20 protein-coding genes are annotated in these 24,569 nt (G+C 72.9%); 4 read left to right on the top strand and 16 right to left on the bottom strand.

Annotated features, from left to right (window positions below; genetic code table 11):
* Window positions 1-6: 6 nt before the first annotated feature.
* A complete protein-coding gene (locus IT780_RS09530) occupies window positions 7-1,230 on the bottom strand; it encodes an NRAMP family divalent metal transporter (protein WP_199511081.1) in 1,224 nt (407 codons plus the stop codon).
* Window positions 1,231-1,322: 92 nt separating this feature from the next.
* Window positions 1,323-1,973, bottom strand: coding sequence for a class I SAM-dependent methyltransferase (locus tag IT780_RS09525; RefSeq protein ID WP_307831109.1), 651 nt, complete (start codon window positions 1,971-1,973; stop codon window positions 1,323-1,325).
* A gap of 79 nt (window positions 1,974-2,052) precedes the next feature.
* Here IT780_RS09525 and IT780_RS09520 point away from each other — a divergent pair, with 79 nt between their 5' ends.
* Window positions 2,053-5,091 carry a putative bifunctional diguanylate cyclase/phosphodiesterase gene (locus tag IT780_RS09520; protein WP_199511079.1) on the top strand — a complete coding sequence of 1,013 codons (3,039 nt, stop codon included), beginning with the start codon at window positions 2,053-2,055 and terminating at the stop codon, window positions 5,089-5,091.
* 2 nt (window positions 5,092-5,093) lie between these two features.
* On the opposite strand, the gene IT780_RS09515 is transcribed toward IT780_RS09520, so the two are convergent.
* The 13 genes from IT780_RS09515 to IT780_RS09455 form a co-directional block, all read right to left on the bottom strand.
* On the bottom strand, window positions 5,094-5,825 hold the full coding sequence (locus tag IT780_RS09515) for an HAD family hydrolase (protein WP_199511078.1): 732 nt from the start codon (window positions 5,823-5,825) through the stop codon (window positions 5,094-5,096).
* A gap of 1 nt (window position 5,826) precedes the next feature.
* Complete coding sequence (locus tag IT780_RS09510) at window positions 5,827-6,579, bottom strand: ROK family protein (protein WP_199511077.1); 753 nt, start codon at window positions 6,577-6,579, stop codon at window positions 5,827-5,829.
* A gap of 28 nt (window positions 6,580-6,607) precedes the next feature.
* Window positions 6,608-7,525: a DNA-3-methyladenine glycosylase family protein gene (locus IT780_RS09505; protein ID WP_372443651.1), complete on the bottom strand. Its 918-nt coding sequence runs from the start codon at window positions 7,523-7,525 to the stop codon at window positions 6,608-6,610.
* 372 nt (window positions 7,526-7,897) lie between these two features.
* Complete coding sequence (locus IT780_RS09500; protein ID WP_233412509.1) at window positions 7,898-9,157, bottom strand: Pecanex-like protein 1; 1,260 nt, start codon at window positions 9,155-9,157, stop codon at window positions 7,898-7,900.
* Window positions 9,158-9,259: 102 nt separating this feature from the next.
* Window positions 9,260-10,051, bottom strand: coding sequence for a DUF4142 domain-containing protein (locus IT780_RS09495; protein ID WP_199511076.1), 792 nt, complete (start codon window positions 10,049-10,051; stop codon window positions 9,260-9,262).
* A 161-nt stretch (window positions 10,052-10,212) separates the two neighbouring features.
* Window positions 10,213-10,920: a COG4315 family predicted lipoprotein gene (locus tag IT780_RS09490; RefSeq protein ID WP_233412508.1), complete on the bottom strand. Its 708-nt coding sequence runs from the start codon at window positions 10,918-10,920 to the stop codon at window positions 10,213-10,215.
* 267 nt (window positions 10,921-11,187) lie between these two features.
* Window positions 11,188-11,955 (bottom strand): anti-sigma factor family protein, encoded by a 768-nt coding sequence (locus IT780_RS09485; protein ID WP_199511074.1) that lies wholly within the window; start codon window positions 11,953-11,955, stop codon window positions 11,188-11,190.
* Window positions 11,955-12,632, bottom strand: a complete 678-nt coding sequence (locus IT780_RS09480) for a sigma-70 family RNA polymerase sigma factor (RefSeq protein ID WP_199511073.1) — start codon at window positions 12,630-12,632, stop codon at window positions 11,955-11,957. The genes IT780_RS09485 and IT780_RS09480 overlap by 1 nt, the downstream gene beginning before the upstream one ends.
* Window positions 12,633-13,533: 901 nt before the next feature.
* Complete coding sequence (locus tag IT780_RS09475) at window positions 13,534-14,505, bottom strand: hypothetical protein (protein ID WP_199511072.1); 972 nt, start codon at window positions 14,503-14,505, stop codon at window positions 13,534-13,536.
* Window positions 14,502-16,991: an AAA family ATPase gene (locus tag IT780_RS09470; RefSeq protein WP_199511071.1), complete on the bottom strand. Its 2,490-nt coding sequence runs from the start codon at window positions 16,989-16,991 to the stop codon at window positions 14,502-14,504. The genes IT780_RS09475 and IT780_RS09470 overlap by 4 nt, the downstream gene beginning before the upstream one ends.
* Entirely contained in the window at window positions 16,988-18,136 is a 1,149-nt protein-coding gene (locus tag IT780_RS09465) for an exonuclease SbcCD subunit D (RefSeq protein ID WP_199511070.1), read from the bottom strand. Before IT780_RS09465 ends, IT780_RS09470 begins: the two co-directional genes overlap by 4 nt.
* Window positions 18,137-18,190: 54 nt before the next feature.
* Complete coding sequence (locus IT780_RS09460; RefSeq protein ID WP_233412507.1) at window positions 18,191-19,951, bottom strand: ATP-binding protein; 1,761 nt, start codon at window positions 19,949-19,951, stop codon at window positions 18,191-18,193.
* A 95-nt stretch (window positions 19,952-20,046) separates the two neighbouring features.
* Window positions 20,047-20,739 (bottom strand): pyrimidine reductase family protein, encoded by a 693-nt coding sequence (locus IT780_RS09455; protein WP_199511068.1) that lies wholly within the window; start codon window positions 20,737-20,739, stop codon window positions 20,047-20,049.
* Window positions 20,740-20,916: 177 nt separating this feature from the next.
* Here IT780_RS09455 and IT780_RS09450 point away from each other — a divergent pair, with 177 nt between their 5' ends.
* The 3 genes from IT780_RS09450 to IT780_RS09440 all read left to right on the top strand — a co-directional run bounded on the left by IT780_RS09450 (window position 20,917) and on the right by IT780_RS09440 (window position 23,942).
* On the top strand, window positions 20,917-21,933 hold the full coding sequence (locus tag IT780_RS09450; protein ID WP_199511067.1) for a LacI family DNA-binding transcriptional regulator: 1,017 nt from the start codon (window positions 20,917-20,919) through the stop codon (window positions 21,931-21,933).
* Window positions 21,934-22,081: 148 nt separating this feature from the next.
* Window positions 22,082-22,843: an ACT domain-containing protein gene (locus IT780_RS09445; protein WP_199511066.1), complete on the top strand. Its 762-nt coding sequence runs from the start codon at window positions 22,082-22,084 to the stop codon at window positions 22,841-22,843.
* A 79-nt stretch (window positions 22,844-22,922) separates the two neighbouring features.
* Entirely contained in the window at window positions 22,923-23,942 is a 1,020-nt protein-coding gene (locus tag IT780_RS09440; protein WP_199511065.1) for a GNAT family N-acetyltransferase, read from the top strand.
* A gap of 55 nt (window positions 23,943-23,997) precedes the next feature.
* Here IT780_RS09440 and IT780_RS09435 read toward each other — a convergent pair whose 3' ends face one another.
* Window positions 23,998-24,528, bottom strand: coding sequence for a GNAT family N-acetyltransferase (locus IT780_RS09435; RefSeq protein WP_233412506.1), 531 nt, complete (start codon window positions 24,526-24,528; stop codon window positions 23,998-24,000).
* Between the last annotated feature and the right edge of the window lie 41 nt (window positions 24,529-24,569).

The raw sequence follows: 24,569 nt of genomic DNA, 5'->3' as shown, positions 1-24,569 counted from the left end.
GCGGCGTCAGCCGGCCAGGTAGTCGAAGATCGTGCGCGCCGATGTGATGCCCATGTACCAGGTGAGGGCGGCCACGGCGGCGCCCAGTACGAGCAGCCACGCCGGGTACGCGTACCCCTTGAGCAGCTCCCGCCGGCGCCACGCCGCGTACAGCAGGATCGTGAAGCCGATGGGCAGAATGAGGCCGTTGAAGCCACCGGCGAAGACGAGCAGGGCCGAGGGCGCCGTACCGATCAGCAGGTAGATGCCGGCGCTGACGGCGATGAAGGCGACCGTCGCCCAGGCCCGGGGGCGGCCCGCGGTGAGCTTGGGCGAGAAGGCGTTGAAGAACGACACCGAGGTGAACGCCGCGCCGACCACGGAGGTGATGGCGGCGGCCCAGAGGACGATGCCGAAGGCCCGCTCGCCGAACTCGCCGGCCGCCGAGCGGAAGGCCTGCGCGGTGGCGTTGCCGGAGGTGTCGAGGGCGACGCCGCCGGCCACCACGCCGAGGATCGCCAGGAACAGCAGGAACCGCATGAGGCCGGTGACGGCGATGCCGGTGAGCGCTCCGCGGGTGACCTCGCGGACGTGCTCGGGGCCGGCGGTGCCGCTGTCCAGCAGCCGGTGCGCCCCGGAGTACGTGATGTAGCCGCCGACCGTGCCGCCGACGATCGTGGTGATCGCCGCGAAGTCGATGTCGTCGGGCAGCACGGTCTGCTGCAGCGCGGTGCCGACGGGCGGCCCGGACACGATCGCGACGTACAGGGTCAGCCCGATCATGACCAGGCCGAGCACGATGAGCAGCCGGTCCATGGCCATGCCGGCGCGCTTCACGGCGAAGATGACGATGCCGATGAGCGCGCTGATCGCGCCGCCGAGCTTGGGGTCGAGGCCCAGGGCAGCGTTGAGCCCGAGCCCGGAGCCGGCCACGTTGCCGATGTTGAACACCAGCCCGCCGAGGATGACCAGCGCGGCGAGCAGGTGGCCGGCGCCCGGGACGACCGCGTTGGCGATCTCGTGGGCGCGCCGGCCGCTGATCGAGACGATGCGCCAGATGTTCATCTGGACGACGAAGTCCACCAGGATCGACATGAGGATGCCGAAGGCGAACGCGGCGCCCAGCTTCGCCGTGAAGGTGGTGGTCTGGGTGATGAAGCCGGGCCCGATGGCGCTGGTGGCCATCAGGAAGATCGCCCCGATCAGGGCGGTCCGGCGGGTCCTGGCGGGGGTGGTCAGTTCCGTGGTCATCGGCGCTCCTCGATCGGGATGGTTCGAGCGGAGGCACCGCTGACGCTAGGGATTGTTCAACGATCGCACAAGAGTTGTTGAACAATCTCGTGTTACCGGTACGTGAAATGTCCCTGCCAGACGCTCGTCCGGCGCATCGGCACGCTCTCCAGCGCCTCGTTCACCGGCACGTCGTACGTCGACCGGCGCACCATGCCCTGCGTCGGCAGGTACGCCCGCCCCGGGTCCCCCACCAGCACCAACGCGCCCCGCCCGGCCGCCGCGCGCAGGAACGGCAGCACCCGGGCGGCCATCTCGCGGCTGTAGAACACGTCGCCGGCGAGAATGACACCGGCATCGGCGTACCCGGATTCGAGAAGATCTCCCTCGGCCAGCGCCACCTTCACGCCATTTGCACAAGCGTTCGCCTCGGCCGCGGCCAGCGACAGCGGATCGATGTCGTTCGCGGTCACCGAGCGGGCACCCGCCTTCGCCGCCGCCACCGCGACCAGGCCCGACCCGGTCGCCAGATCCAGCACGTCGCGGCCGGCCACGAGCGCCGGGTCGTCCAGCACGTGCCGGGCCAGCGCCTGACCGCCCGCCCAGGCGAACGCCCAGAACGGCGGCGGCTGCTCGGCGCCGGCAGCCTCGGTCAGCTCCCAGAGCTCGATCGGCTCGTCGGCCTGGTGCAGCACCAGCTCGGGGACGAAGGGTACGGGCGCGAGCCGCGTATGCGCGCGGACGAACTCAGCAGTGGTGGACACCCTGCGATTCTGCTCAGCTGACGCGGCACGGGACCGATCAGGGGGCAGCGTCGTCGTCCAGTACGCCGGAGGGAGCAGCATGCCGACACGGCTCGCCGCTGCCCTCCTCGGCAGCCTGATGCTCGCCCTGGCAGTGGTTCATGCCGCCGAGCCGGCCTGGCACACCCCCGTACGCCTCGCCGCCGCCCTCGCCGCGGCGCTCGCCGTCACCTTCGGCGTCCGCCGGTACCGGCCCGTCGCGCGCGGCCCCTGGCAGCTCCTCGCGGCCGCGGTCGCCCTGTCGGCGCTCGGCGACGCCGCCCGCCTCGACACCGCCGTACCCGTGCTCCCCGCCGTGGGCACCGGCCTGCTCCTGGCCGTCTACCCGGTGCTGGCCCTGGCCCTGGCGCTGTTCGTCCGGCACCGCGCCGGAGGGCGGCGCGACCGTGGCGGCCTGCTCGACGCCCTCACGCTGACCTGCGGCCTGGCGCTGCTGGCGTGGACGTTCGTCTTCGATCCGCAGCTCCGCGAAGGCGCCGCCGGCCACTGGGTGGAGCTGGCGTACCCGGTCGGCGGGCTCCTCTGTTTTGCGCTGCTCGCCCGTCTGCTCACCGCCTCCCACCGCCGCCTGGGCGCCGGGGAGTGGCTGACCGCCGGGCTCCTGGCGCTGGTGGTCACCGACGTGGCCCGCTACCGCGACGGGTTCGACCACCTGGCCGCCCTCGGGCCGCTCCCCTGGTACGCCGCCCTCGGCCTGGCCGCGCTGCACCCCTCGATGACCGAGCTGACCCACGCCGCACCCCGGCCGACCACCGAGCTGGGGCGTACCCGGCTGGCGCTGCTGGGCGGGGCCTCGCTCGTCGCACCGGCGGTCCTGGTGCTGCGGGCCGGCCTCGACGGGGGCGCCCGGAACCTGTCGGTGATCGCGGCGCTGAGCACGTGCACGTTCCTGCTCGTCCTGGCCCGGATGGCCGGGCTGATGGCCAGTCACCGGCTGGCCCTGGCCCGCGAGCGCGGCCTGCGCGAGGCGTCCGCGGCGCTGGTCTCGGCGGCCGACGCGGACGAGGTCGCCGACGCCGTCCGCAGGGCCGTCGCCGAACTGCTCCCCTCCGACGTGCCGCACCGCGTGGTGCTGGCCATGGCGATCACCGAACCCGAACAGCCGATCTCGGCCGAGGCCGCGGCCCAGTCCGAGGTCGACCGGGCCACCGGCACCGCCGCGCGCCTGGTCGCCACCCGCGACGTCGACTGGGCGGTCGCCGTACGGCTGACCCACTTCAACACGGTGCTGCGCTGCCCGCTCGTGCTCGCCGACCGCCCCACCGGTGACCCGCTGGTGGGCGTGCTGCACGTCGGCGGCCCGACGACGGCGCTGCTGGGGCTGCAGCGCGCCCTCGAGGTGCTGGCCACCCAGGTGGCGCTCGCGCTGGAACGGATCGCGCTCAGCCAGGAGGTGATCCGGCGCAACAGCGAGGCCTACTTCCGGACGCTCGTGCTCAACACCTCCGACGTCATCCTCATCGTCGACGAGGAGGACCGGGTCCGGTACGCGAGCCCCTCCGCGGTCCAGGTGCTCGGCGCCGACCCGGTGAGCGTCAAGCTGCCCGAGATCATCCACCCCGGTGACCGCGTACGCCTCGCCGGCGTGCTGAGCGCGGTCCGGGCCGGCGACTCCACGCTGGAGGGCCTCGACTTCCGGGCGGTCGGGCGGCGGCGTACCGAGGTGCTGCTCGAGATGCACCTGCGGGACCTGCGCGCCGACCAGACCGTCGCCGGGCTGGTCGTGACGCTGCGCGACGTCACCGAGCGGCGGCGGCTCGAACGCGAGCTCACCCACCAGGCCTTCCACGACTCCCTCACCGGGCTGGCGAACCGGGTGCTGTTCGCCGACCGGCTGCAGCACGCCCTGGCCCGCGGCGCCCGCGACGGCTCGGTGGTCGGCGTGCTCTTCATCGACCTCGACGACTTCAAGATCGTCAACGACACGCTCGGCCACGCCGTCGGCGACCAGCTGCTCATCGCGGTCGCGGAACGGATCTCCGGTGCGCTGCGCGCCGACGACACCGCCGCGCGCATCGGCGGCGACGAGTTCGCCGCGCTGGTGGAGAACGTGCAGGACCCCGGCGCTGTCGAGGAGACGGCCACCCGCATCCTCGCCGCGCTGAACGCGCCCATCGTCGTCGACGGGGAGGTGCTGCAGGCGGTCGCGAGCATCGGCATCACCACCACCCCGGAGGCCGACAACGCCGACGAGCTGCTGCGCCAGGCCGACCTCGCGCTGTACGTGGCCAAGGGCGCCGGCAAGAACCGCTGGCGGCGCTACCAGAGCCACCTGCACAGCGCGATGGTCGAGCGCCTCGAGCTGCGCTCCGCGCTGGACCACGCGGTCAACGAGGGCCACTTCGTGCTGCAGTACCAGCCCATCGTGGACCTGACCACGGACGAGGCAGTGGGCTTCGAGGCGCTGGTCCGCTGGCACCACCCGGCCCGCGGGCTCATCGCGCCGGACCAGTTCATCGAGGTCGCCGAGGAGAGCGGGCTCATCGTGCCGATGGGACGCTGGGTGCTCGACCAGGCCCTGCACACCGTCGCCCAGTGGCGGCGGATCCTGCCGCGCACCCGCCAGCCGTACGTCAGCGTGAACGTGTCCGTCCGGCAGTTCCGGCAGTCCGGCTTCGTCGAGCAGGTGCGCGCGTCGCTCGAATATGCGGGCGTACCGCCGCAGGCGCTGATGCTGGAGATCACCGAGACCCTGCTGATGGGCGACGACGAGCGGATCTGGTCCGACCTCGCGGTGCTGCGGGAGATGGGCGTACGCATCGCCATCGACGACTTCGGCACGGGCTACTCGTCGCTGGGCTACCTGCGCCAGCGCCCGATCGACGTGCTGAAGATCGACAAGATGTTCATCGACGACATGGTCGGCGACGAGCAGCAGTTCGCGCTGGTCCGCGGCATCGTCAGCCTGGCGCAGACGCTCAACCTCACCGTGGTGGCCGAGGGCATCGAGGACGCGACGCACCGCCGGATGCTCGCCCAGCTCGGCTGCCCGCTCGGCCAGGGCTACTACTACTCCTCGCCGCTGGACCCCACCGAGGCGTTGACCTGGCTGCGCAACCCGCAGCCGATCGCGGCCTGACCCTAGAACGGCAGCAGGTCCCTCAGCCCGAAGCCGTCCTCCACCACCATGTCCGGCTCGGGCCAGCGGGTGGCGTCCTCCGTGGACGTCCGCAGCGATCGCATGAGGATCGCCGCTCCGGCCTCGGCGCGGCGGGCACAGACGACGTCGCGGCGGTAGCTGTCCCCGACGAACCAGCACTCCCCGGTGGGTACGCCCAGCCGCCGCGTGGCGTGCCAGATCATCTCCGGGTTCGGTTTGCGCACGCCCACCTCGTCGCTGTACACCTGCGCGGCGAAGAGCCCGCCGACGCCCGCCTTCGCGAGGAAGTCGCGATGCGCCGCCCCGCACAGCGTGTTGCTGACGACCGCCATCGGCAGCTCGGCCGCCCGGGCCGCCCGCAACGCCTCCGGCACGCCCGGGCGCAACGCCCACGTCGGGCGCCAGGCCCAGTCGTAGCTGAGCTTCGCCGCGTTGACCCGTACGGCCTCCTGCGCGCGCTGCGGCCAGCCGGAGGTGACGAAGCGCCGCCACACCTCCGCCTGGGGCAGCTCGTCCGGCTCGTCGCGGTCACGCCATGCCGCGTACGCCTCGGCGCCGTCGACCAGCGCACGGTTGATCTCCCCGGGCGACAGCACGCCGTTCGTGAGGTTGTACAGCCGCAGCACCAGGCCCGGCGGGGCGGGATCGGGCCGGGGGGCCTCGGCGAGCACCCCACCGAAGTCGAGCAGCAACGCGACCGGGGAAGGCAGCATCTCAGCGGGTGTTGAGCGTCCAGGCGCGCACGCCCCCGACGATGCCTGCGGTGTTCGGCACCACCACCACGTCGTCACCCATCCGCGCCAGCTGGGTCGCGGTGATCAGCCGGGAGTTGCCGCCGCCCAGGTAGAGCCGGTCCCACAGGAACACCGGCCGCAGCCCTTCGACGACGTTGCGGACCCGCCGCGACCAGAGCGCGTCCCCCAGCCGCCGGCGCTCGTGCTCGCCGATGTACGTGTCGTAGCTCATGCCCCAGCGCACCGGCGCCTGCGACATCTCCAGGTGCGGGGCGAGCGCGCCGCCGTCGAAGAGCGCGCAGCCCAGGCCCGTACCCAACGTCAGGATGAGCTCGCACCCGGTCCCCGCCACGACGCCGGCCCCGTGCACCTCGGCGTCGTTGAGCACCAGCGTCGGCAGCCCGAACGCCTCGGCCAGCGCGGTGCGTGCGTCGTACCCCTGCCACGCCTCGACCAGCTCGGGATCCACCTTCGTCCGCGGCCCGCTGCGGGTGACGTAGTGCGGCGTCGCCACGACCACGCCGTGGCGCAGCATGCCCGGCATGCCGACGGTCACCCGGTCGGCGGTCGGCAACCGCTCGCCGAGCCCGACCAGCGTCTTCACGAACAGATCCGGAGGTAACGGGTACGGCGTGGGCACGCGCAACGGGTGCGCGCGCATCGTGCCGGCCTCGTCGAGCACCGACCCCTTGATGCCACCGCCACCGCAGTCGATCGTCAACGTGAAAGCCACAGGTGCAGTCTGCCAGCTCGGGCGCCGCTCAGAAGCGGGCGAAGGACCGGACCGGCATCCGGGGGCCGAAGCGGGGGGCCATGATGCCGCCCGCCGCCAGCAGCTCGCAGACCCGGCCCCGATGCCCCTCGTACGGCGCCAGCAGCTCCAGCATCCGCGCGTCCGTGCCGCGCGCCTCCCCGGCCAGCGCCCACGCCACGGTGTTCGGGATGTGGTAGTCGCCCACGCTGACCGCGTCAGGGTCGCCGTACGCCGTCCGCACCACCTCGGCTGCCGTCCACGGCCCGATCCCGGGGATCGAGGTCAGCCTGCGCGTCGCCTCGGCGCTGTCCCCGCACAGTTCCAGCCGGGCCGCCTCGACCGCGCAGCGCAGCAAGGCCTGGGTGCGTTTCTGCTCGACCCCGAACGGATGGAACACCCAGTACGGCGTCGCGGCCACCATCTCGGGATCGGGCGGCAGCAGCAGCTCCACCGGCCCCGGCGCGGGCTCCCCGAAGTGCTTGACCAAGGCCCGGTACGCCCGGTGCGCCTCGATGCCGGTCACCTTCTGCTCCAGCACCGCGCGGATCAGGCGGTGGAACACCAGGCCGGTCGCGGGGAACCGTACCCCCGAGAAGGTCCTGGCCAGCCGCGCGACCAGCGGATGCCCGGCCGCCATGGCCGGGAAGTCACCCAGCTCGTCGCGCAGCCCGGCGATCGCGTCGGCCCGCTCGACGATCCACCCCGCGCCGGGCCCGTGCCCGGTCGCGCTCAGCTCCGCGCCGTCGCGCGCGAGGCACAGGGTCGCAGGACCGTCGGGGGTACGCGCCGCGAGCCAGAACTCGCCGTCGACGAGCTTGCCGCAGGGGTCGTACCGGACGACGAGCAACGACCGCAGCGTCCTCGTGAAGAGGTATCCGTCCGGCGGACTCAGCCGGCGCGTCACGGTCGTCGCCACCCGCGCCACTATACGGACCTTTCCCGGCTTCCCGGCCGGTCCGTTTCCCGCGTCCGGGTCGCCTGCCGTTTCGCTGCGGCCCGGCCCCGGGCATGCCGATGGCCCTGACCGCGCTCCCGGTCAGGGCCATCGGGGAGGGTGGGCGCGGACACCCGAGTCGGTCCGCGTCACCCGGCGGCGGAGCTGGCAGCTCGGCCCGAGCGGTTCCCGCGCCTCCTTTCGTCAGCCGATTACCTGCTCGAACCGCCTGCCGCGGGTGCCGTCCTCAGGGGGATGGACGGCGGTCCGGGTTCCGACGGGGGGTCCCCGGCGGGGCGGCGCCCTGTCAGAGGTGGCGCGGCCCCGCGGGGTTCGGTTCCCGGGTGCGGCAGGGCTCCGTACCTAGTTGTTGTTGCCGTTGCGGCCGCCGTTCTGGCCACCGTTCTGGTCCTGCTGCTGGTTCTGGTCCTGCTGCTGGTTCTGGTCCTGCTGCTGACCCTGGTCCTGCTGGCCGCCCTGCTGCTGGCCGCCCTGCTGCTGACCCTGGTCCTGCTGGCCGCCCTGGTTCTGGCCGCCCTGGTCGCCGTTGCCGCCGCCGCCGACCTCGATGCGGACCGCGTCGAAGGCCGGGGTCTGGTTGGCGCGCTGCATCATCGGGATGCGGTGCGAGCCGTCACCGGCCCACGAGGCGCACTGGGCGGTGCCCTCCTGCGGCAGGCCCGGGACCTGGATCGTCACGGTGTCGGGAGCCCGGCCGCCCTGCTTGTCCTCCGTCGCGACGAAGAACGCGGGGACGGGAGCGGGGTCCGGCGCCTCGTTGGTGCTGGCCAGCATGCGGCAGGCGGTGTGGAAGTGACCGCGGACGATGCCGTCCTGCAGCACCGAGGACTCGACGTAGTAGCCGCCCTGGCCGGCCGCGAGGAACCGGTCACGGATCAGGTTGCGGGTGCTCACCTTGAGGGTGAACGGGGTGTTCGGCTGCACCTCGGTCGGCGCCTCGGTGATGAGCAGCGACGGGTTGTTCTCCTGCGCGCCGACCTCACCGAACTCGGTGGAGACGCAGCGGTTGCCGTTCTGGAAGCCGTCGTGCGGCGTGAGCTGGCTGGTGGAGCAGCTGTTGGTCAGGATGCCCAGGCCCGCGCCCGGAGGCGGGGTGGCGGCGCCACCACCGTTGTTGCCGCCGTTCTGGCCGCCGCCGTTCTGACCGCCGTTCTGGCCGCCGCCGTTCTGACCGCCGTTCTGACCGCCGGCCGCGGTGCTGTTCGACGGGGCCGGGCTTGCGCCGCCACCGCCGTTGTTACCGCCACCGCCCTGGTTGTTGCCGGCGTTCTGCATCACCCACTGGCGGCAGCGGGCCCGCATCTGCTCGGTGGTCGGGATGTCACCCGAGCCGTCGTCGGCGTGCTGGGTCACCCGGCCCTTGTTCGTGGTGTAGGTGCCACGCCGGGTCTCGGTCGACAGCTTTGACTTCTTCGGCGCCTGGATGTTGTTGCAAGCGGCCAGAGCACGCTGCGTGGAACGCTTGGTGCTCGCGTCCGACACCTGCGTGACGGTGACGATGCCACCGAAGGCAACCAAAGTGGCTACCGCGGCGATGATCCGGCGCCGACCGGTGAACCACTTGGAGTACTTGGATTCGCGCCGGTACTGCGACCTTCGCATTGCTGACACCTTTCTCTGTCCACACGTGGCGGGCGGTGGAGCCGCCTGGAGGTACTGCCGTACGGCCTGGTCGGCTGGCCAGGTCGGGGAACCGTTCGTGGGCTAGCGCGCCCGGAAGATGCGCATCGTGGTGACCACGCCGGCCACGAGGGCACCGGCGAGGACGAGCAGGATGACCGAGGTGCTCACCCCGGGGACGCCACCCGGGCTGCTGGCGGCGGCGAGCATCGCGTTGTCGACCGGTACCGGCCCCTTGCCGGCGGCGGCCGGCGGCGGAAGGGTCGGCAGCTGGGAGTAGTCGACGATGCCGCTGCTCTCCAGCAGGGTCATGTGCGTCATGACGAACTGGTTGGCCTGCTGCGCCAGCTTGCGCACCGAGTCGTTGCGCGTGCTGGCCCGGATCGTCGCGATCGCCGGGAAGATCTTGCCGTGCGCGGAGCGGAGCCGGTCGATGTAGAGCTGGTCGAACTGCCGGCTCGTCGGCGCCGTACGCATCTCGTTGAGCCAGCCCTGCTGATCGCCGTTCGGCTGATTCGGCAGTGCCACACCCAGCTTCTTCGCCACCGCGATGTCGAGCTTGTCGAGCACGACGTGCTGGGCCGAGATGTTGCGGCCGATCTCCTGGATCCGCGGGTCGTCCGACTTCTCGACGGCCATGTTGCCCGCCGGGATCTCCCAGAGCCCGGCGAGCCGGACCTTGATGACGAAGTCCCGGTCCGCCGCAGTGACCGTGCCGGTGCCCTTGTCGGTCAGCCCGGTGTTGGGCGGGACCGGCACGGGCGTCGAATCGGCCGCCCGGGCAACGCCGGCCGGGGCCAGCAGGAACGCCAGGGACATTGCCGAGACGCCCACCAGCCAGCGCTGAAGCCGGCGAGAAGAGCGAGCGGCAATCATGAATCACACCTCCGACGACGGGTGGGGAAACGATTCCGGCGAACCGTGGTCGAACGCCGGAAACGCTAGGAGCAGGTCTTGCGGTGTCGCAATGGAAAATGAACTTCTTACGCCCGACTTAAAGAGAACTTATGGGCGGTGATTCGCATACGGGTACACACTCAGTAGCTGTAGTCGGACCCGGAGTTGTCGGAACCGGCGTCGCCGCCGCTGTCCTGCGAGTCGCTGTTCTCGTCGTCGGCGGGCGGCGCCACGGCCTTCGACGGCGGCGGGAGGCAGGTGAGGTTCTTCTTGCCTTCCGGCGTGACGACGAACCACGAGCCGGCCACGTTCTGGCCCTTCCACTGCCCGGGCTTCTTGTCGCCGATGTACGTGTACAGCGGCCACTTGTCGAGGGTCAGCTGCAGCGTGCCGTCCTTGCGCTCGACCGTGCCGACGAGGTCCGCGTCGACGCCCTCGAGCTTCGGCTCCTCGCCCTTGTTGATCACTGCGGGCGGCCAGATCTTCTCGCAGTCGCCGTTGCAGTTGGAGACGACCTCGGGCTTCACCTTGTCCTTGTCGAAGCGGTAGAGCACGAAGCCGTCCTCGTTCTGGACGGTCTCGCCCATCCGCTTGACCTTCTCGGCCTTCAGCTCCGTGGTGACCTCGTCCTCGCTGAGCTCCGGGGTGTCCGAGGCCTCGTCGGAGCCGTCCTCGGTGTCCACGCCGGGCGTGGCACCGGCGGTCGGCTCGGCCGTCGCCTCCGGGGTGGCGTCGACCGCGTTGGCGGCCGGCTGGGCGCCGTAGTCACTGCCGCCGCTGTTGTAACCGGCGGGAGCGCAACCGGGCAGCGCGAACGCCGCCGCGATCGCGGCGCTGACGACGATCAACTTTCGCTTCTCCGGTACCACGAGAGCCCTCCAACTGATCTCTTCATCTCCGTGTTCCGCGCAGTAGTACGCGCCGCCCGGCGCAGCGGTTGAAGAATCGGCGGAATCAATTTCCCGGAAAATTCTTTGAACCCTTCGCGACCCGCGTCCGTGAATGACAGGCCCTCGCGATCATCCGTCGCGCCGCGTAATGGCGTCACCGACAATGCGTACGGACACGGAAAGGCCCGGCCGCATCGGCGGCCGGGCCTTTCGACGAGGGTGGGGTCAGGGAACCCGGACGAGCGTCTCCGTGGCGCCCTTCGAGTCGATCGACTGCACCTGGATGTGCGCGATGTCGGCGCGCGGGAGCGCGGTGGCGGCCTGCAGCAGCAGGGGTTCCGGCTGGGCGGCGGTGCCCCAGCCCTTGTCCCCCACGGTCCAGGTCGACAGCACCTCCGAGTTGCCATCCGTACGGACGGCGACGAGCCGGCAGGTCAGCGGGCCCTTGACGTTGGAGACCGCGAACGACACCTGGGTGCCCCAGTCCTTCGGCTCGAAGCCCACCGAGGCGGTCACGTTGGTCCGCGAGTCCGTGTTGGTGAGCACCTCGCCGGCCAGCGGCGTGCCACCGAGGCCGCCCTTGGCCAGCGGCAGCGGGTCGAGCTGCTTGCTGGACCGCGGCGGCGCCTGCGGGCTCTGCGGGTCGGAGCCGAACAACTGGCCCCCGGCGAAGAGCGCGCCGATCGAGAGCATGGCGAAGACGACGACCGCCGCGGCGAGCGAATACAACCGCCGGCTGTTGGCGCGGCGCCGCTCCTGCGCCACCTCGCCGATCATCTTCTTGAGCACCACGCCGTCGCGGCGCGACTGCTCGGTGGCCACCAGGGCGTCCGCGTCGACGTCCGACAGGATGTCCACCACGGGCAGCAGGGACTCGAGCTCGATCGCGCACGCCGGGCAGTCGATCAGATGGTCCTCGAAGCGGGCGGCGTCGCGTTCGTCGAGCACGCCCAGGGCGTACGCGGCGACGTCGAAGTGCTGTTCCTGTGTCATTACTCCGTCACCCCCCGCTGCTGCAGAGCCGTACGCAGGGCCCGCAGGGCGTAGTACACACGCGACTTGGCCGTACCCAGCGGCAGGCCGAGCACCTCCGCCGCCTCCGGAACGGTCCGGCCGCGGAAGTAGGTCTCGACGAGGATCTCCCGGTGCGACTGGCTCAGCGTACGCAGGGCATCCGTGACCGTCATCAGCTGCAGGACCCGGTCCGTGTCGTCGGCCGTACTCGGGAAGCTCTCGAGCTCCCGGTCGTACGTCTCCGGCGGGCGGGCGCTGACGCTGCGGTGGTCGTCGATCGCGATCCGCCGGGCCACCGTGACCAGCCAGGGCCGCAGCGACTGCTGCCCCTGGGCGCCGAGGCGGTGCGCGTTGCGCCACGCCCGCAGCAGCGTCTCCTGCACGATGTCCTCGGCCCGCTGCCGGTCCCCGCCGGTGAGGCGGAGCACGAACATCAGCAGCGGTCCCGCATGCTCCTCGTAGAGCATCCGGACGAGCGTGTCCTCGTGACTCGCGGTCGCCGACCCGGCCTCATGGCGGGCCTGTCGCGGCATCACGGCGTCATCATTGTCCGCACCACGGCCTCCGTCGAGCGCCTGCCACCGGCCCCCGGAACGCTGCTGCGTCATGACGCGCTCCCCAGCCGGCGCGAGCCGCTCCATGACCATCGCATGCATCGATTCCTCCTGCCGGTGCTTTCCCCGTCGCCTGTCATACGGCCGGGGGCACCCGCCGGGATCAAAGCGGACGGGAAAAATTCCGGGATCCTGGGAGGCGGGGCGGCATCGACACGCAGTCGCAAGAGGGTCCTCCGGTTCCAGGGACGTCGGGCACACCTGATCGCCCGCCGGAGCGGGCAGCCCAGGGCGCGCATGGGGGGCGCAACATCCATCCATAGGTCCCGATATGGGCCTAGGGGCACGCGAATAATACTCAGCGCCGAGCGGGAGTCGACAGACGCGCGGTGCGTACTCCACACGCTCGGCGGATCCGTTGTCGGCGCCGCGTCATGCGACCCTTACCGACCGTTGTGGATCAGGCTCGGAAGCCTAGCGTTGGGTAGCCCGGCGGCAACGGTGAGCAGGTCCGCCGCTTACCGCCGAAAGGGACGAAAGCTGTATATCGCCGATCTGGAGTGAGGGCCGGCGTGCCGACACCGACCGGGTCGCGGACCGCCGACGGGCCGGGTGGCCGATTCGAACGGCCGAGTGGCGACCCGAACGGCCGGGTGGCGACCCGAACGGCCGATCGCAGCCGGTCCGGGCGGGCGGAACCGCCGACGGGCCCACAATGCGGAACCGCCGGCCCGCACGCCGCCCACGGCGGACGCTCGGGCACGCCGCGCATGACGGCCCGGCGCGGCACCGCGGGCCAGCGCGCGCCAACGCGGGCCAGCGCGCGTGCAGGCCGGCGCGTGCAGGCCAGCGCGGGTGCAGGCCAGCGCGCGTCACCGCGGGCCGACGCGCCACCGTGGGTTAGCGCGGGTTAGCGCGCGTCACCGGGGGCCAGCGCGCGCCACCGCCCGGCGCGCGCCACCGCCCGCCGGCGTGCGACCGTGTGGCGCGCTGTGGCCGGTTGTCAGCGGCTTCGGGCCGTTGCCAGCGTCAGTGCCCGGTGCAGCACCCGCGCGTCCCCCAGCATCCCGCGCAGCCGCCGCTCCAGGCCCGCGATCGGCACCAGGTTCTGCGGGGCCCGGGGGTCCTTGTACGCCGACGACGCGAAACGCGGCAGCGTCGCCAGCGAGAGGTCGGCCAGCTCGATGGCTTCCTCGGGTGTCAGGTCCGGCGAGCATTCCACGCGCACGATGCCGGACCACGGCGCCCCGGAGGCTCCGGGGAGGCGCAGGTACCAGGACCAGCCGCCCCAGACCGTGCCGAGCGCGAACACCGGGGTGCGCTGCGCCGGCCGGAGCGCCGTGACGACCTGGGTGAGCTGGGCCGACAGGTACTGCTTCTGCTGGGTCTTGACGTACCCGATGGTGCGGGGCAACTGGCGGCGGTTGCGCAGCGGGCCGTCGACCACGAGCAGGTCCGCGCCGTCGGAGCCGTGGTGGCGGGCCTCGCCGGAGATCTCGATCTCGAGGGCGGTGAGTGGGGCCTGGACGGCCGCGGGGAGCTTGCTGGCCTCGCCGGTGCCGCTGACCCGGTGGATCTCGTAGCGCACGGAGCCCGCCTGGACGTCGCCGGCCGACGGGCTGGCGGTGAACAGGCCGCGACCCACCCGGGCGCCGGCCAGCTCGGCGACGCCGTTGCGCAGGTCGCAGCGGACGACGCCGGCCGCGTACGAGGCGGCGAGGCCCGCGTACGACTGGCCGTCCTCCTCGGCGGTCCACAGGCCGGCGTCGTTGCGGCGTACGCCGTCGACCAGGAACACCACGTCGGGGCAGCGCACCCGAGGCGACACGTCGATGGGCGCCCACTCGGCCGCGGGCACCTCCACGTCGGCGTCGACCTGGGCACTGCTGGGCGAGGCCGGCCCGTCGGAGCCGTCGCCGCCCTCGAACGACGCCCCGTACGCCGGGTCCCACGCGTCGACGAACATCCTGGTCACAGGCCCACCCGTTCCACGTGCGCCGTACGCGCGTCCTTGTGCACCTCGAACCGCACCGGCACCCGTTCCGCCAGGGCGTGCACGTGGGTGACCACCCCGACCATGCGGTCCCCGCGGGCGGCGAGGTTCTCCAGCGTCGCCGCCACCACGTCGAGGGTCGCGGCGTCGAGCGTGCCGAAGCCCTCGTCCAGCACGATCGATTCGAGGCTGGCGGCCGTGGTGGACATGCCGGCGAGCTGCTCGGACAGGGCCAGGGCGAGGGCCAGCGACGCCTGGAACGTCTCCCCGCCGGAGAGCGTGCGTACGCCCCGGCGCAGCCCCGCGTCGTGGTGGTCGATCACGTAGAACTCGCCCTTGTCGTGCATGAGGTCGTACTGGCCGCCGGTGAGCTCGCGCAGGATCCGGGAGGCGCCGTCGACGAGCAGGTCGAGCGCCTCCTCGAGCAGCCACCGCTCGAAATTGTTGGCGCGCAGGTGACCGGCGAGGGACTTGGCGACCCGGCCGTCGCGGACGAGCGAGGCGCGCTGTTCGGCGTACCGCTGGGCTTCCTCGCGGCGGTCCACCAGCCGCTGCCAGGCCGCCTGGGCGCGTTCCGCGGCGACCGCGGCGGCGCGGATGAGGTCGGCGTCGGAGCCGCTCTGCGGGGCGGGGACCGCGCTGTCGGCGAAGAGCGCGACGACCGCCGCCCGTTCCCGCTGGGTGTCGGCGTGTGCCGCTTCGACGGCGGCGACCGCCTCCGCGCGGGCCGTCTCCCGGTGCGCGGCCGAGTCGCGGGCCCAGTCGACCAGCGCCGTCCAGGCCCCGGCGAGGTCGTCGCGGTCGGCCGGCGGCGGGGAGAAGCGGGCCACGGCGTCGCGGACCGTGTCGAAGGAGCGCCAAGCCGTCCGCTGCTGCTCCTCCGCGCCGGCCACCGCGGCCTGGGCGCGGCGCTGGGCCTCCCGGGCCGCGCGGACGTCGGTGCCCGCGTCGTCGAGCTTGCGCTGCAGTTTGGTCAGTTCGGCGAGCCGGGCCCGCAGCGCGTCGGCGCCGGGCGAGCCGGCCAGCCCGGCCTGCACCTCGGCGAGCCGGGCCTTGTGCTGCTCGAACTGGGCCCGTTTGCGGTCGAGGCCGCGTTCCAGCTCGCGGGCGACGGCGTCGCGCTGCTTCCACGCGGTCGAGGCGACGTCCGCGGCCGCCCGGGCCGCCTTGCCCTGCTGCTCGGCGACCTTCACCGCGGAGCCCTCCGGCATCGGCGGCACGGTCGCGACCGGCTGGGTGCACACCGGACAGTCGTCGCCGGCCTTCAGGTGCGCGCGCAGGGCTGCGGCGCGGTCCACGGTCTGCGCCTCGGCGTAGTCCAGCCGGGCCTGCTCGAGCAGCTGCTCGGCCCCGAGGTGGGCGGCGTGGGCCAGCTCGGCGGCGGCGATCGCGTCCCGGTGCTCGACCTCGGCGACCGAGACCTCGCCGGCGAACCACTCGGCTTGGCCGGTCAGCCGGTCGAACTCGACGTGGCGGTCCAGGAGCAGCCCGAGCGAGCCCGCGTCGCCGGCCGCCGCGAGCTCACCTCGTACCTTCTCCTCGTGCTCCTCGGCGGCCCGCACGGCCGTGGCCGCCTCCGCGGCCCGGTCCCGCGCGGCGGCCGCGGCCTCGGCGATCTTGGCGCTGCCGGCGGGCATGGTGACCCGGCTCAGCACCGCGAGCTCCTCGGCGATCGCATCGCGCGCGGCGGCCAGCTCGGTCTCGCGCTCGCGGGCGGTGCGCAGCCGCGGCACCGCCGCCTCGACCGCCGCGGTGAGCTCCCGCATGGCCGTGACCCGCGCCTCCGCCGCCTCGACCGCCGCGTCGTCGGCGTCGGCGAGCCCGGCCAGGGCCTGGTCCACGACGGCGAGCTGGGCCTCCGCCTTGGTGGCGCGGTTGGAGGCGCGGGTCTGCACCTCCTCGTAGACGTGCAGGCCGAGGAGGTTGACGAGGATCTGCTGGCGGGTCGCGGGCTTGGCGTGCAGGAAGTCGGCGAACTGGCCCTGGGGCAGCACGACACAGCTGGTGAACTGCTCGTACGGCAGCCCCACGGCCTCCACGACCGCACGGTCCATCTCCGCCGGGGTGCCCGCGAGCACGTCGCCGAGGTCGTCGAGGCTCATCCCGGTGTCGAGGCGGGTCACGTCGAAGCCAGGTGGCATCAGCTGCAGGCCGGCGCCGGCCGTCTTGACGCTGCCCCGGCCGTCGCGGCGCACCACCCGGGTGGCCACGTACCGCGATCCGGCCGACTCGAAGACGAGCCGGACCCGGGCCTCGGTGGCCGACGGCGCGAGCGCGTTGACGATGCCCCGGCTGCCGCCCCACCGCGGCACGGTGCCGTAGAGGGCGAAGCAGATGCCGTCGAGCACCGTGGACTTGCCCGAGCCGGTCGGGCCGACCAGCGCGAAGTAGTCGGCGTCGGTGAAGTCCACGGTGGTCTCGTCGCGGAAGACCGTGAACCCGGCCATGTCGAGCCGCAAAGGCCTCATTGCTGGGTGCTCACCTCGTCATACAGCTCGTCGAAGAGTTCGCGGACGCCTTCCTCGGCGTTGCCGCGGTTGTCCAGGTAGTCGCCGAACAGTTGCCGGGGCGAGCGGCCGGCGCGCTGGGCCGTCTGCTTGCCGGGCTCGGGGACCATGTCCGGGTCGATGCGCACCTCGAGTGCGTTGGGCAGCAGCTCCTGCACGTCCTCGCGCAGGCCCACGCGCGGCTTCTCACGGACGTAGACACGCAGCCACGCATCCGGAAGGTTCACCGTGGCGAGCTGGTCGAGGCTGCCGCGCACCGTACGCAGCGTCCGCGCCGAGGTCAGCGGCACGTCGCGCACCTGGGCCGCCTTATCCACGGAGACGTCGACGATCGCGACGGAGCAGACGTTCTCCTCCTCACCGAAGTCGACGGCGAGCGGGCTGCCGCTGTAACGCACCGGGCACGGGCCGATGACGCGCTGTGAGCGGTGCAGGTGGCCCAGCGCGACATAGTGCGCGTTCGCCGGGAAGACGGTGGCCGGCACCGCGTATCCCATCACCGTGTGCGCCTCCCGCTCGCCACCGCCCGAGCTGGCGCCGACGATCGTCAGGTGGGCGGTGAGCAGGTTCACCACCCCGGGCTCGTCGAAGCCCTCGGCCAGGCGGGCGATGAGCCGGGCGATGTGGTCCGCGTACGTCTGGTTGGCCTCGGCGGCGGTCAGGTCGTACATCTCCACCGCGCGGATCGCGTAGCGCTGGGAGAGGAACGGCAGGGCCGCCACCTGCCAGCGCTCGCCGGAGGCGGTCTCGCCACGGATGATCAGATCCTCGGGCCTGTCCCGCACCGAGCCGCGCAGCTCGATGCCGGCCGCGTCGGCCCACGGCCGCAGCGCGTCGAGCGCCTGCCCGTTGTCGTGGTTGCCGCCGATGGCGACGACCCGGGCGCCGGCCTGCCGCAGCGCGGAGAGGGCCCGGGTGACCACCCGCACCGAGTCCGGCGACGGCGCGGCCGTGTCGTAGAGGTCACCGGCCACGATGACCAGGTCGGGCCGCTCCGCGCGGGCGACCTCGACGAGCTGGGCGAGCACCTTGATGTGCTCCTCGTGACGGTTCCGCCCTTTGAGGACCTTCCCGACATGCCAGTCGGACGTGTGCAGGATGCGCATCGCCTTCACCTTCGCCCTTTTGGTCTTGATCTGCGCCGAAGGCGCCTTGGCAGGTTAGAACGGGATGTCGTCGTCCGGCGAACCGCCGCGGCCACCGACGACCGCGAACGGGTCGACGCCCTGGACGATCGAGCGCATGCTGCCCGCGGGCGGCGGCCCTGACTCGGACTTGCGGGTGGCCCAGGCCGGGAACGGGAATTCCACGCAGAGCGGCACCGGGATGTCGGGCTGGTTGACGAACATCGTGCCGGGCCGGGCCAGCAGCGCGCGCTGGCGCATGGCCGGGGGCAGGAAGCCGTACTCCGGGCGGGAGGCCTCGGCGGGGTCGAGGCGGCCGACGACCCGGATCGCCGAGTTGGTGACGATGCGGCGTTCCACCTCGCTGGCGGTCTGCTGGGCCCCGATGAGGATCACGCCCAGCGAGCGGCCGCGCTCGGCGATGTCGAGCAGCACCTCCTTGATCGGCGAGGAGCCCTCGCGCGGGGCGTACTTGTTGAGCTCGTCGAGGACGACGAAGAGCAGCGGCCGGCCGGTGCCCGATTTCTCCTTGTCGTCGAACTCGGTCTTCAGCGTCACGCCGACCACGAAGCGCTGCGCGCGGTCGGGCAGGTTGTGCAGGTCCACGACGGTGACCTGGGCGCTCTCGGCGGTCTTGATCTGGTGCGGGCGGCGAGCGGCGAGGTCGCCGCGGATCAGCCGGGACAGGTCGCGCTTGCTGCCGATGAGCCGGCGGGCGAACGCGTTGACCGTGCCCATGTTGACCGCGCTGCCGGCCCAGGTCGAGCGGGTCTCGTCGTCGGTGAGCTGGTCGACCACGTGATCGACGAGGTCGCCGTACGACCCGAGGCGGCGCCCGTCGATGCTGATGCCGCCCTCCGCGGGGACCGCGTGCCGGGCGAGGTGCGCGGTGACCGAGTGGACGACCATCGTGTACTGCTGGCGCTCGTCGTCGGCGTCGGCGAACACGTACGGCAGGAGCCGGTTGGCGCAGAACTCCTCGAGCGTCCAGTAGAAGCTGTCGACGCCGGTCAGCCGGCTGTTCACGTCCGGCGCGCCCGAGGAGTCGCCGGCGCGGGGCGGTGCGTACACCCGCACGTCGGGGAACGCGGTCGCGGGCAGGTCGAGCAGCTTGTACGCCGCCGTCGTCGCAGCGTCCAGCTTGGTGTTGCCGTGGTCGAGGAAGAGCAGGTCCTCGCCCTTGACGTTGAAGATCAGCGCCCGGGCGTTGGTGCCGTCGGCGCCCAGCGCACCCGACCGGAAGACCGAGTAGAGCAGGAACGTCGCGAAGCTGGTCTTGGTGGCCACGCCGGAGATGCCGGAGATGGACACGTGCGCGCCGCGGGTGCCGTCGAGGAAGTCGGCGTTGAGGAACACCGGGACGCCGTCGCGGCCGGTGCCCATCGGCACCCGCCGCTCCATCCGGTCGAAGTGCAGCGCCGCGTCCCGGGCCGAGCCGGAGGCCCGGCGCACGACCGCGCCGGGGGCGGGCGGCACATACAGCTCCGGGTCGACGCGGGTGGTGGTGATCTCGGCGGCCTCCTGGACGAGCGCCGGCAGCGTGCCCTCGGCGATGGCGAAGACGTCCGAGTCGAACTGGGCGCCCTCGTGCCGCGCGCGCACCTGGGTGACCACGCCGGCGATCGTCACCGGCTCCCGGTCGGGCAGGTCGCGCGTGGTCACGACCACGTCGTCGAGCTGCAGGTAGCTGCCCGGCGTCACGGCCGTCCAGAACTGCAACGGGGTGGCGTCGGCGGTGCCGAGCACCCGCCCGACCGGCTCGCTCACTTCGGTTGCTTCGTCAGACACGCCGATCATGTTGCACCAGAGGTACGACACTTGGCGGACGCCCTGTGGGTTGGCACGCCGTGTCCACAACTTCTAGGGGTCATCCACAGGCTTGTCCACAAGACCTAGGCGCTGCGGGCGTACCTCAGGAAAAGCTCATCGCCCTCGGAGAGCACGCTGCGCAGGGCCAGGCGCCGCGCCGGGCCGTCGGGTCCGGCGGCGATGCGGCCGGCGGTGCCGCCGGCCAGCAGCGGCGAGACGGTCAGGCAGACCTCGTCGACCAGGTCCGCCTCGATGAGCGAGCCGAACAACCTCGGGCCGCCCTCGCAGAGCAGCTGGGTGGCGCCGCGCCGGTGCAGCTCGTCGACCATGGCAGCCAGGTCGACCTTCTCGGCACCGAGCGCAAGGATCTCCGCCACGTCGGCCAGGCCCGGGGGCGGCACCGCGCGGGCCGTGGTGACGACCAGCGGCGGGACTGGCGCGTCCGAGAAGATCAGCTGGCCGGGGTCGAGGCCGAGCGAGCCGGAGACGACCACCATCAGCGGGAACTCGGGCAGCCCGTGCGCACGCCGCCAGGCCCGCCCGGCCTCGTCCAGGCGCAGCGCGTCGTACTTCTCGGTGCGTACGGTGCCGGCCGCGGCGATCAGCGCGTCACAGGTCATCCGCAGCATGTCGAAGATCTGTTTGTCGCCGGGACCGCCCAGCCCGCCCGACCGGCCGTCCACGGTCACCGCCCCGTCCACGCTGGCGACGAAGTTGACGCGCAGAGTCGGTTCCCCGCCACGTGGGTAGCGCGGGAGCAGGTCTTCAAGGATCATGGCGAGGCCGGGCCGGTGACGGGCGGCGTCGGCTCGACGGGCCGGTGCTGGCAGTCACACCAGGACCCGCCCCGGCAGTCCTCATGCCGTCGATCGCGGCACGCGCGGCAGATCATGTCGCAAGCCTAAGCGCGACGGGGCAGGACAGGGACCGTACGGCAGGAGAATAATGCGCCCATGACCAGGCAACCCGTCCGTTCGCCGGGACGACCCACGCTCGACGCCGTCGCGGCGCGCGCCGGTGTCGGCCGCGGCACGGCTTCCCGCGTCCTGAACGGGTCCTCGCAGGTCAGCCCGCAGGCCAAGGCCGCCGTCGAGGCGGCGATCTCGGAGCTGGGCTACGTGCCCAACCGGGCCGCCCGCTCGCTCGTGACCCAGCGCACCGACTCGGTGGCCCTGGTCGTGTCCGAGTCGCAGGAGCGCGTCTTCGGCGAGCCGTTCTTCGCCGGCGTGCTGCGCGGCATCAACTCGGCGCTGCTGGAGACGCCGCTGCAGCTGTGGCTGGCCATGGCCGCGTCGACGGAGCAGCGCGAGCGCGTCGAGACCCACCTGACCACGGCGCACGTCGACGGCGTCCTGCTGCTGTCCCTGCACGACGAGGATCCGCTCCCCCGCATGCTGCGCGAGCGCGGCATGCCGTTCGTGCTCGGCGGCCGCCCCGCCAACCCGCACCCCGACGACTTCTTCGTCGACGTGGACAACGCCTCGGGTGCCCGCAAGGCGGTCGAGTATCTGATCGCCGGCGGCGGCCGCCGCGTCGCGACGGTCGCCGGGCCGCAGGACATGGAGGTGGGCCGGGCCCGGCTGGCCGGTTACCGCGAGGCGGTGCGCGGCCCCGAGCTCATCGGGTACGGCGACTTCAGCGAGGAGGGCGGGGCCGCGGCGATGCGTTCCCTGCTCACCCGCGAACCGCGCCTGGACGCCGTCTTCGCCGCCTCCGACCTCATGGCCAGCGGCGCGCTGCGGGCCCTGCGCGAGGCGGGGCTGCGCGTGCCGCAGGACGTGACGCTGGTGGGCTTCGAGGACGCCCCGATCGCCCGGCAGTGTGAACCGCCGCTGACCACGGTCCACCAGCCGGTCGAGGAGATGGGCCGGCGCATGGCCGAGCTGCTGGTGAGCCGCATCGGCGGGGAGCCGGCCGGCAATTCCCACGTTCTGCTCGACACCCACCTGGTCCGTCGCGCCTCCGCCTGACCCGTCATACCCTCGGTGTGATCCGGGGCATACCAGCGCCCCTTGACGGCCGGGACACGGCGTCGCAACCGCTGCGAAACGCCGCCCGGGCACGCTGGAGGCAGCTCGGACGGCACCGCCGTGCCGTCCGTCAGACGGGAGGAGTTGCATGTTGCTGCGCGTACGGGTCACTCTGCCGGACCGCCCGGGTGCCCTCGGCCAGGTGGCGCGCACGCTCGGCGTCGCCGGTGCCGACATCGTCCAGGTGGTGGTGCTGGAGCGGCTCGGCGGCCGGGCCGTGGACGACTTCACCGTCGTCTGGCCGGGCGCGTCGCGGGTCGAGCGGCTCCTCGCCGGGCTCGCCGCCATCCCGGGTGTCCAGGTCGACGGCGTGTGGAAGGCCATCGGCGCCCCGGTGTCCGGCGGCCACGACGCCGAGCTGCTGGCCCAGGTGGCCGCCAACCCGGGCGACGGGCTCGCCACGCTGGTCGACGCGGTGCCCGGGCTGCTCGCCGCGGACTGGGCCGCCGCCGCGGTGGTGCCGGCCGACTGGGCCGCCCGTACGGCCGCGCCGCGTGCGACCCCGGCCGATGAGCCGTCGCTGCGCCTGCCGAACGGGAGCGAGCCGACGGTGGCGTACGCGAGCTGGCGCGCCCCGTCCCCGCTGCGCCTGCCCGAGGTCACGCCACTGCGCGCCCGCCCGCTGACCGGCACGGACGGCACCCGGTACGCCGTGGCCCCGTTCGGCCGGGCGGGGCTGGTGCTGGTGATCGCCCGTACGGACGACGACGACCTGCCGGCGGCCGCCTTCCACATCACCGAGGTCGACCGGATCGCGCAGCTCGTCCGGGCCGCCGCGGTGATCCTCGGCGACCGGCTCGACCGCGCGGGTGTGCCCCCGGTCGCATCGGCTGTGACTGACCCCTCATAGTTTTCCCAGCTCAGGCAATGCGCAGGTAACACCGCGGAGAGAGGCTTAGGGTCGGTCTAGAGCGAAGGGACGGCCTCCTGTGGCGCTGTGGCGGATCAGGGCGACGGTCGACGATCGGCCGGGCTATCTCTCCGTGCTGACCGCCAGCCTGGCGCTGCGGTCGGTCAACATCCTCGCCGTCCAGGTCCACACGACCGAGGAAGGCGCGGTCGACGACTTCCTCGTCGATGCGCCGGACACCATGTCGGAGCAGGAACTGCACGCGGCGATCACCCGCGGCCGCGGGCGCGACGCGTTCGTCACCCGGGCCGAGGCGCAGGGGCTCGCCGACCAGCCGACCCGCGCGCTGGCCCTGGCCGGGCGCATCGTGCACGACCCGGAGGCGCTGGGCGAGGCGCTGGTCGCCCTGCTCGACGCCGCCGAGGTGCGCTGGCGCCCGGCGGGCTCGGTGGTCCTGCACGGCTACGACGAGCAGCGCATGACGCTGATCGACCCGGCCGGCGGGACGTATGAGGTGCTCCGGCCGGCCCCGGCGTTCACACCGGCCGAGTACGCCCGGGCGCAGGCGCTGGTGGAGGTGAGCGGCTCCCTGCTGCGCCGCTCCGCCGAGCAGACCACGCTGCTGCTGCCCGACGGCGCCGAGCTGCTGGTGCGCGAGGCCACCGCGGAGGATCTCGACGGCGTACGCCACCTGCACGGCTGGAGTGACGCACGCCTGCGCCGGCTGCTCGAGCCGTCGAACGGGCTCACGCTGCTCGCGGCGTGCGACGACCCCGCCACCGGCGAGGAACACGTGGTGGCGACGGCGGCCCTGCGCGCCGAGGGCGACCTGGGCGAGGTGGCGGTGCTGGTCGAGGACGCGTGGCAGCGCCGCGGCATCGGGACGGCCCTGCTGCGCCGCCTGACCGGCTGGGCGGCCCGCGCCGACCTCGAGGCTGTCGTGGCGCACGTCGCCGCGGAGAACGTGGCGATGCTGCGCACGCTGCGCCGGCTCGGGGCGACCGGCCCGGCGGACCGCGACGGCGCCATGGTCACGGTGACGCTGCCGGTGGGCGCCCGCCGGCCCGCCACGGATGAGACTCCTGCCACCTCCGGGTGACGGGTGAGAGCGGCGACGGTGGGCCCTTGAGAGGGTCCACCGTCGCCGATGGGTATCACCAGCGGATCAGCTCGGCGGCCAGCAGGTCCATCAGCAGCCCGTCGTGCCACGTGCCGTCGGCGCCGCGCTCGTACTGCCGCATGATCCCGACGGGGCGGAAACCCACCTTGGCGTAGCAGCGGATCGCGGCCTCGTTGTCGGCCGCGGGGTCGATGACCAGCCGGTGGAAGCCTTCGACGTCGATCAGGTGGGTGGCCAGCGTACGGACCGCGTCGGTGCCCACGCCGCGGCCGTGCAGCGCCGGGTCGAGATAGATGTCGATGCTCGCGTGGCGGTAGTCCGGCTCGTCCTCGGAATCCCACTGGATGATCCCGGCGACCCGGCCGTCCACCAGGATCGCCAGGTGGCGGTCGCCCAGCTCGGCGATGGTCTCGCGCGTCTCGGCGGAGGCGTCGTCGTCGCCGCGCCACCGCGCCCGCACCTGCGGGGTCGCCCGGATGGCGGCCAGCGCGGGCACGTCCGCCTCGGTGGCCGGGCGCAACACGATGACCGCCCCCGCCAGCACCGGCCCGGCCGAGGAGGACATGGCCCGCTGCGGCCCGGCCGGAGAAGAAACGGCCGGCGGGC

It is taken from the genome of Nucisporomicrobium flavum, assembly GCF_016464385.1.
Lineage (GTDB): Bacteria > Actinomycetota > Actinomycetes > Mycobacteriales > Micromonosporaceae > Actinoplanes > Actinoplanes flavus_A.
The sequence above is the reverse complement of the archived record's forward strand: the minus strand, read 5'-3'. Positions and strand labels throughout refer to the sequence as shown.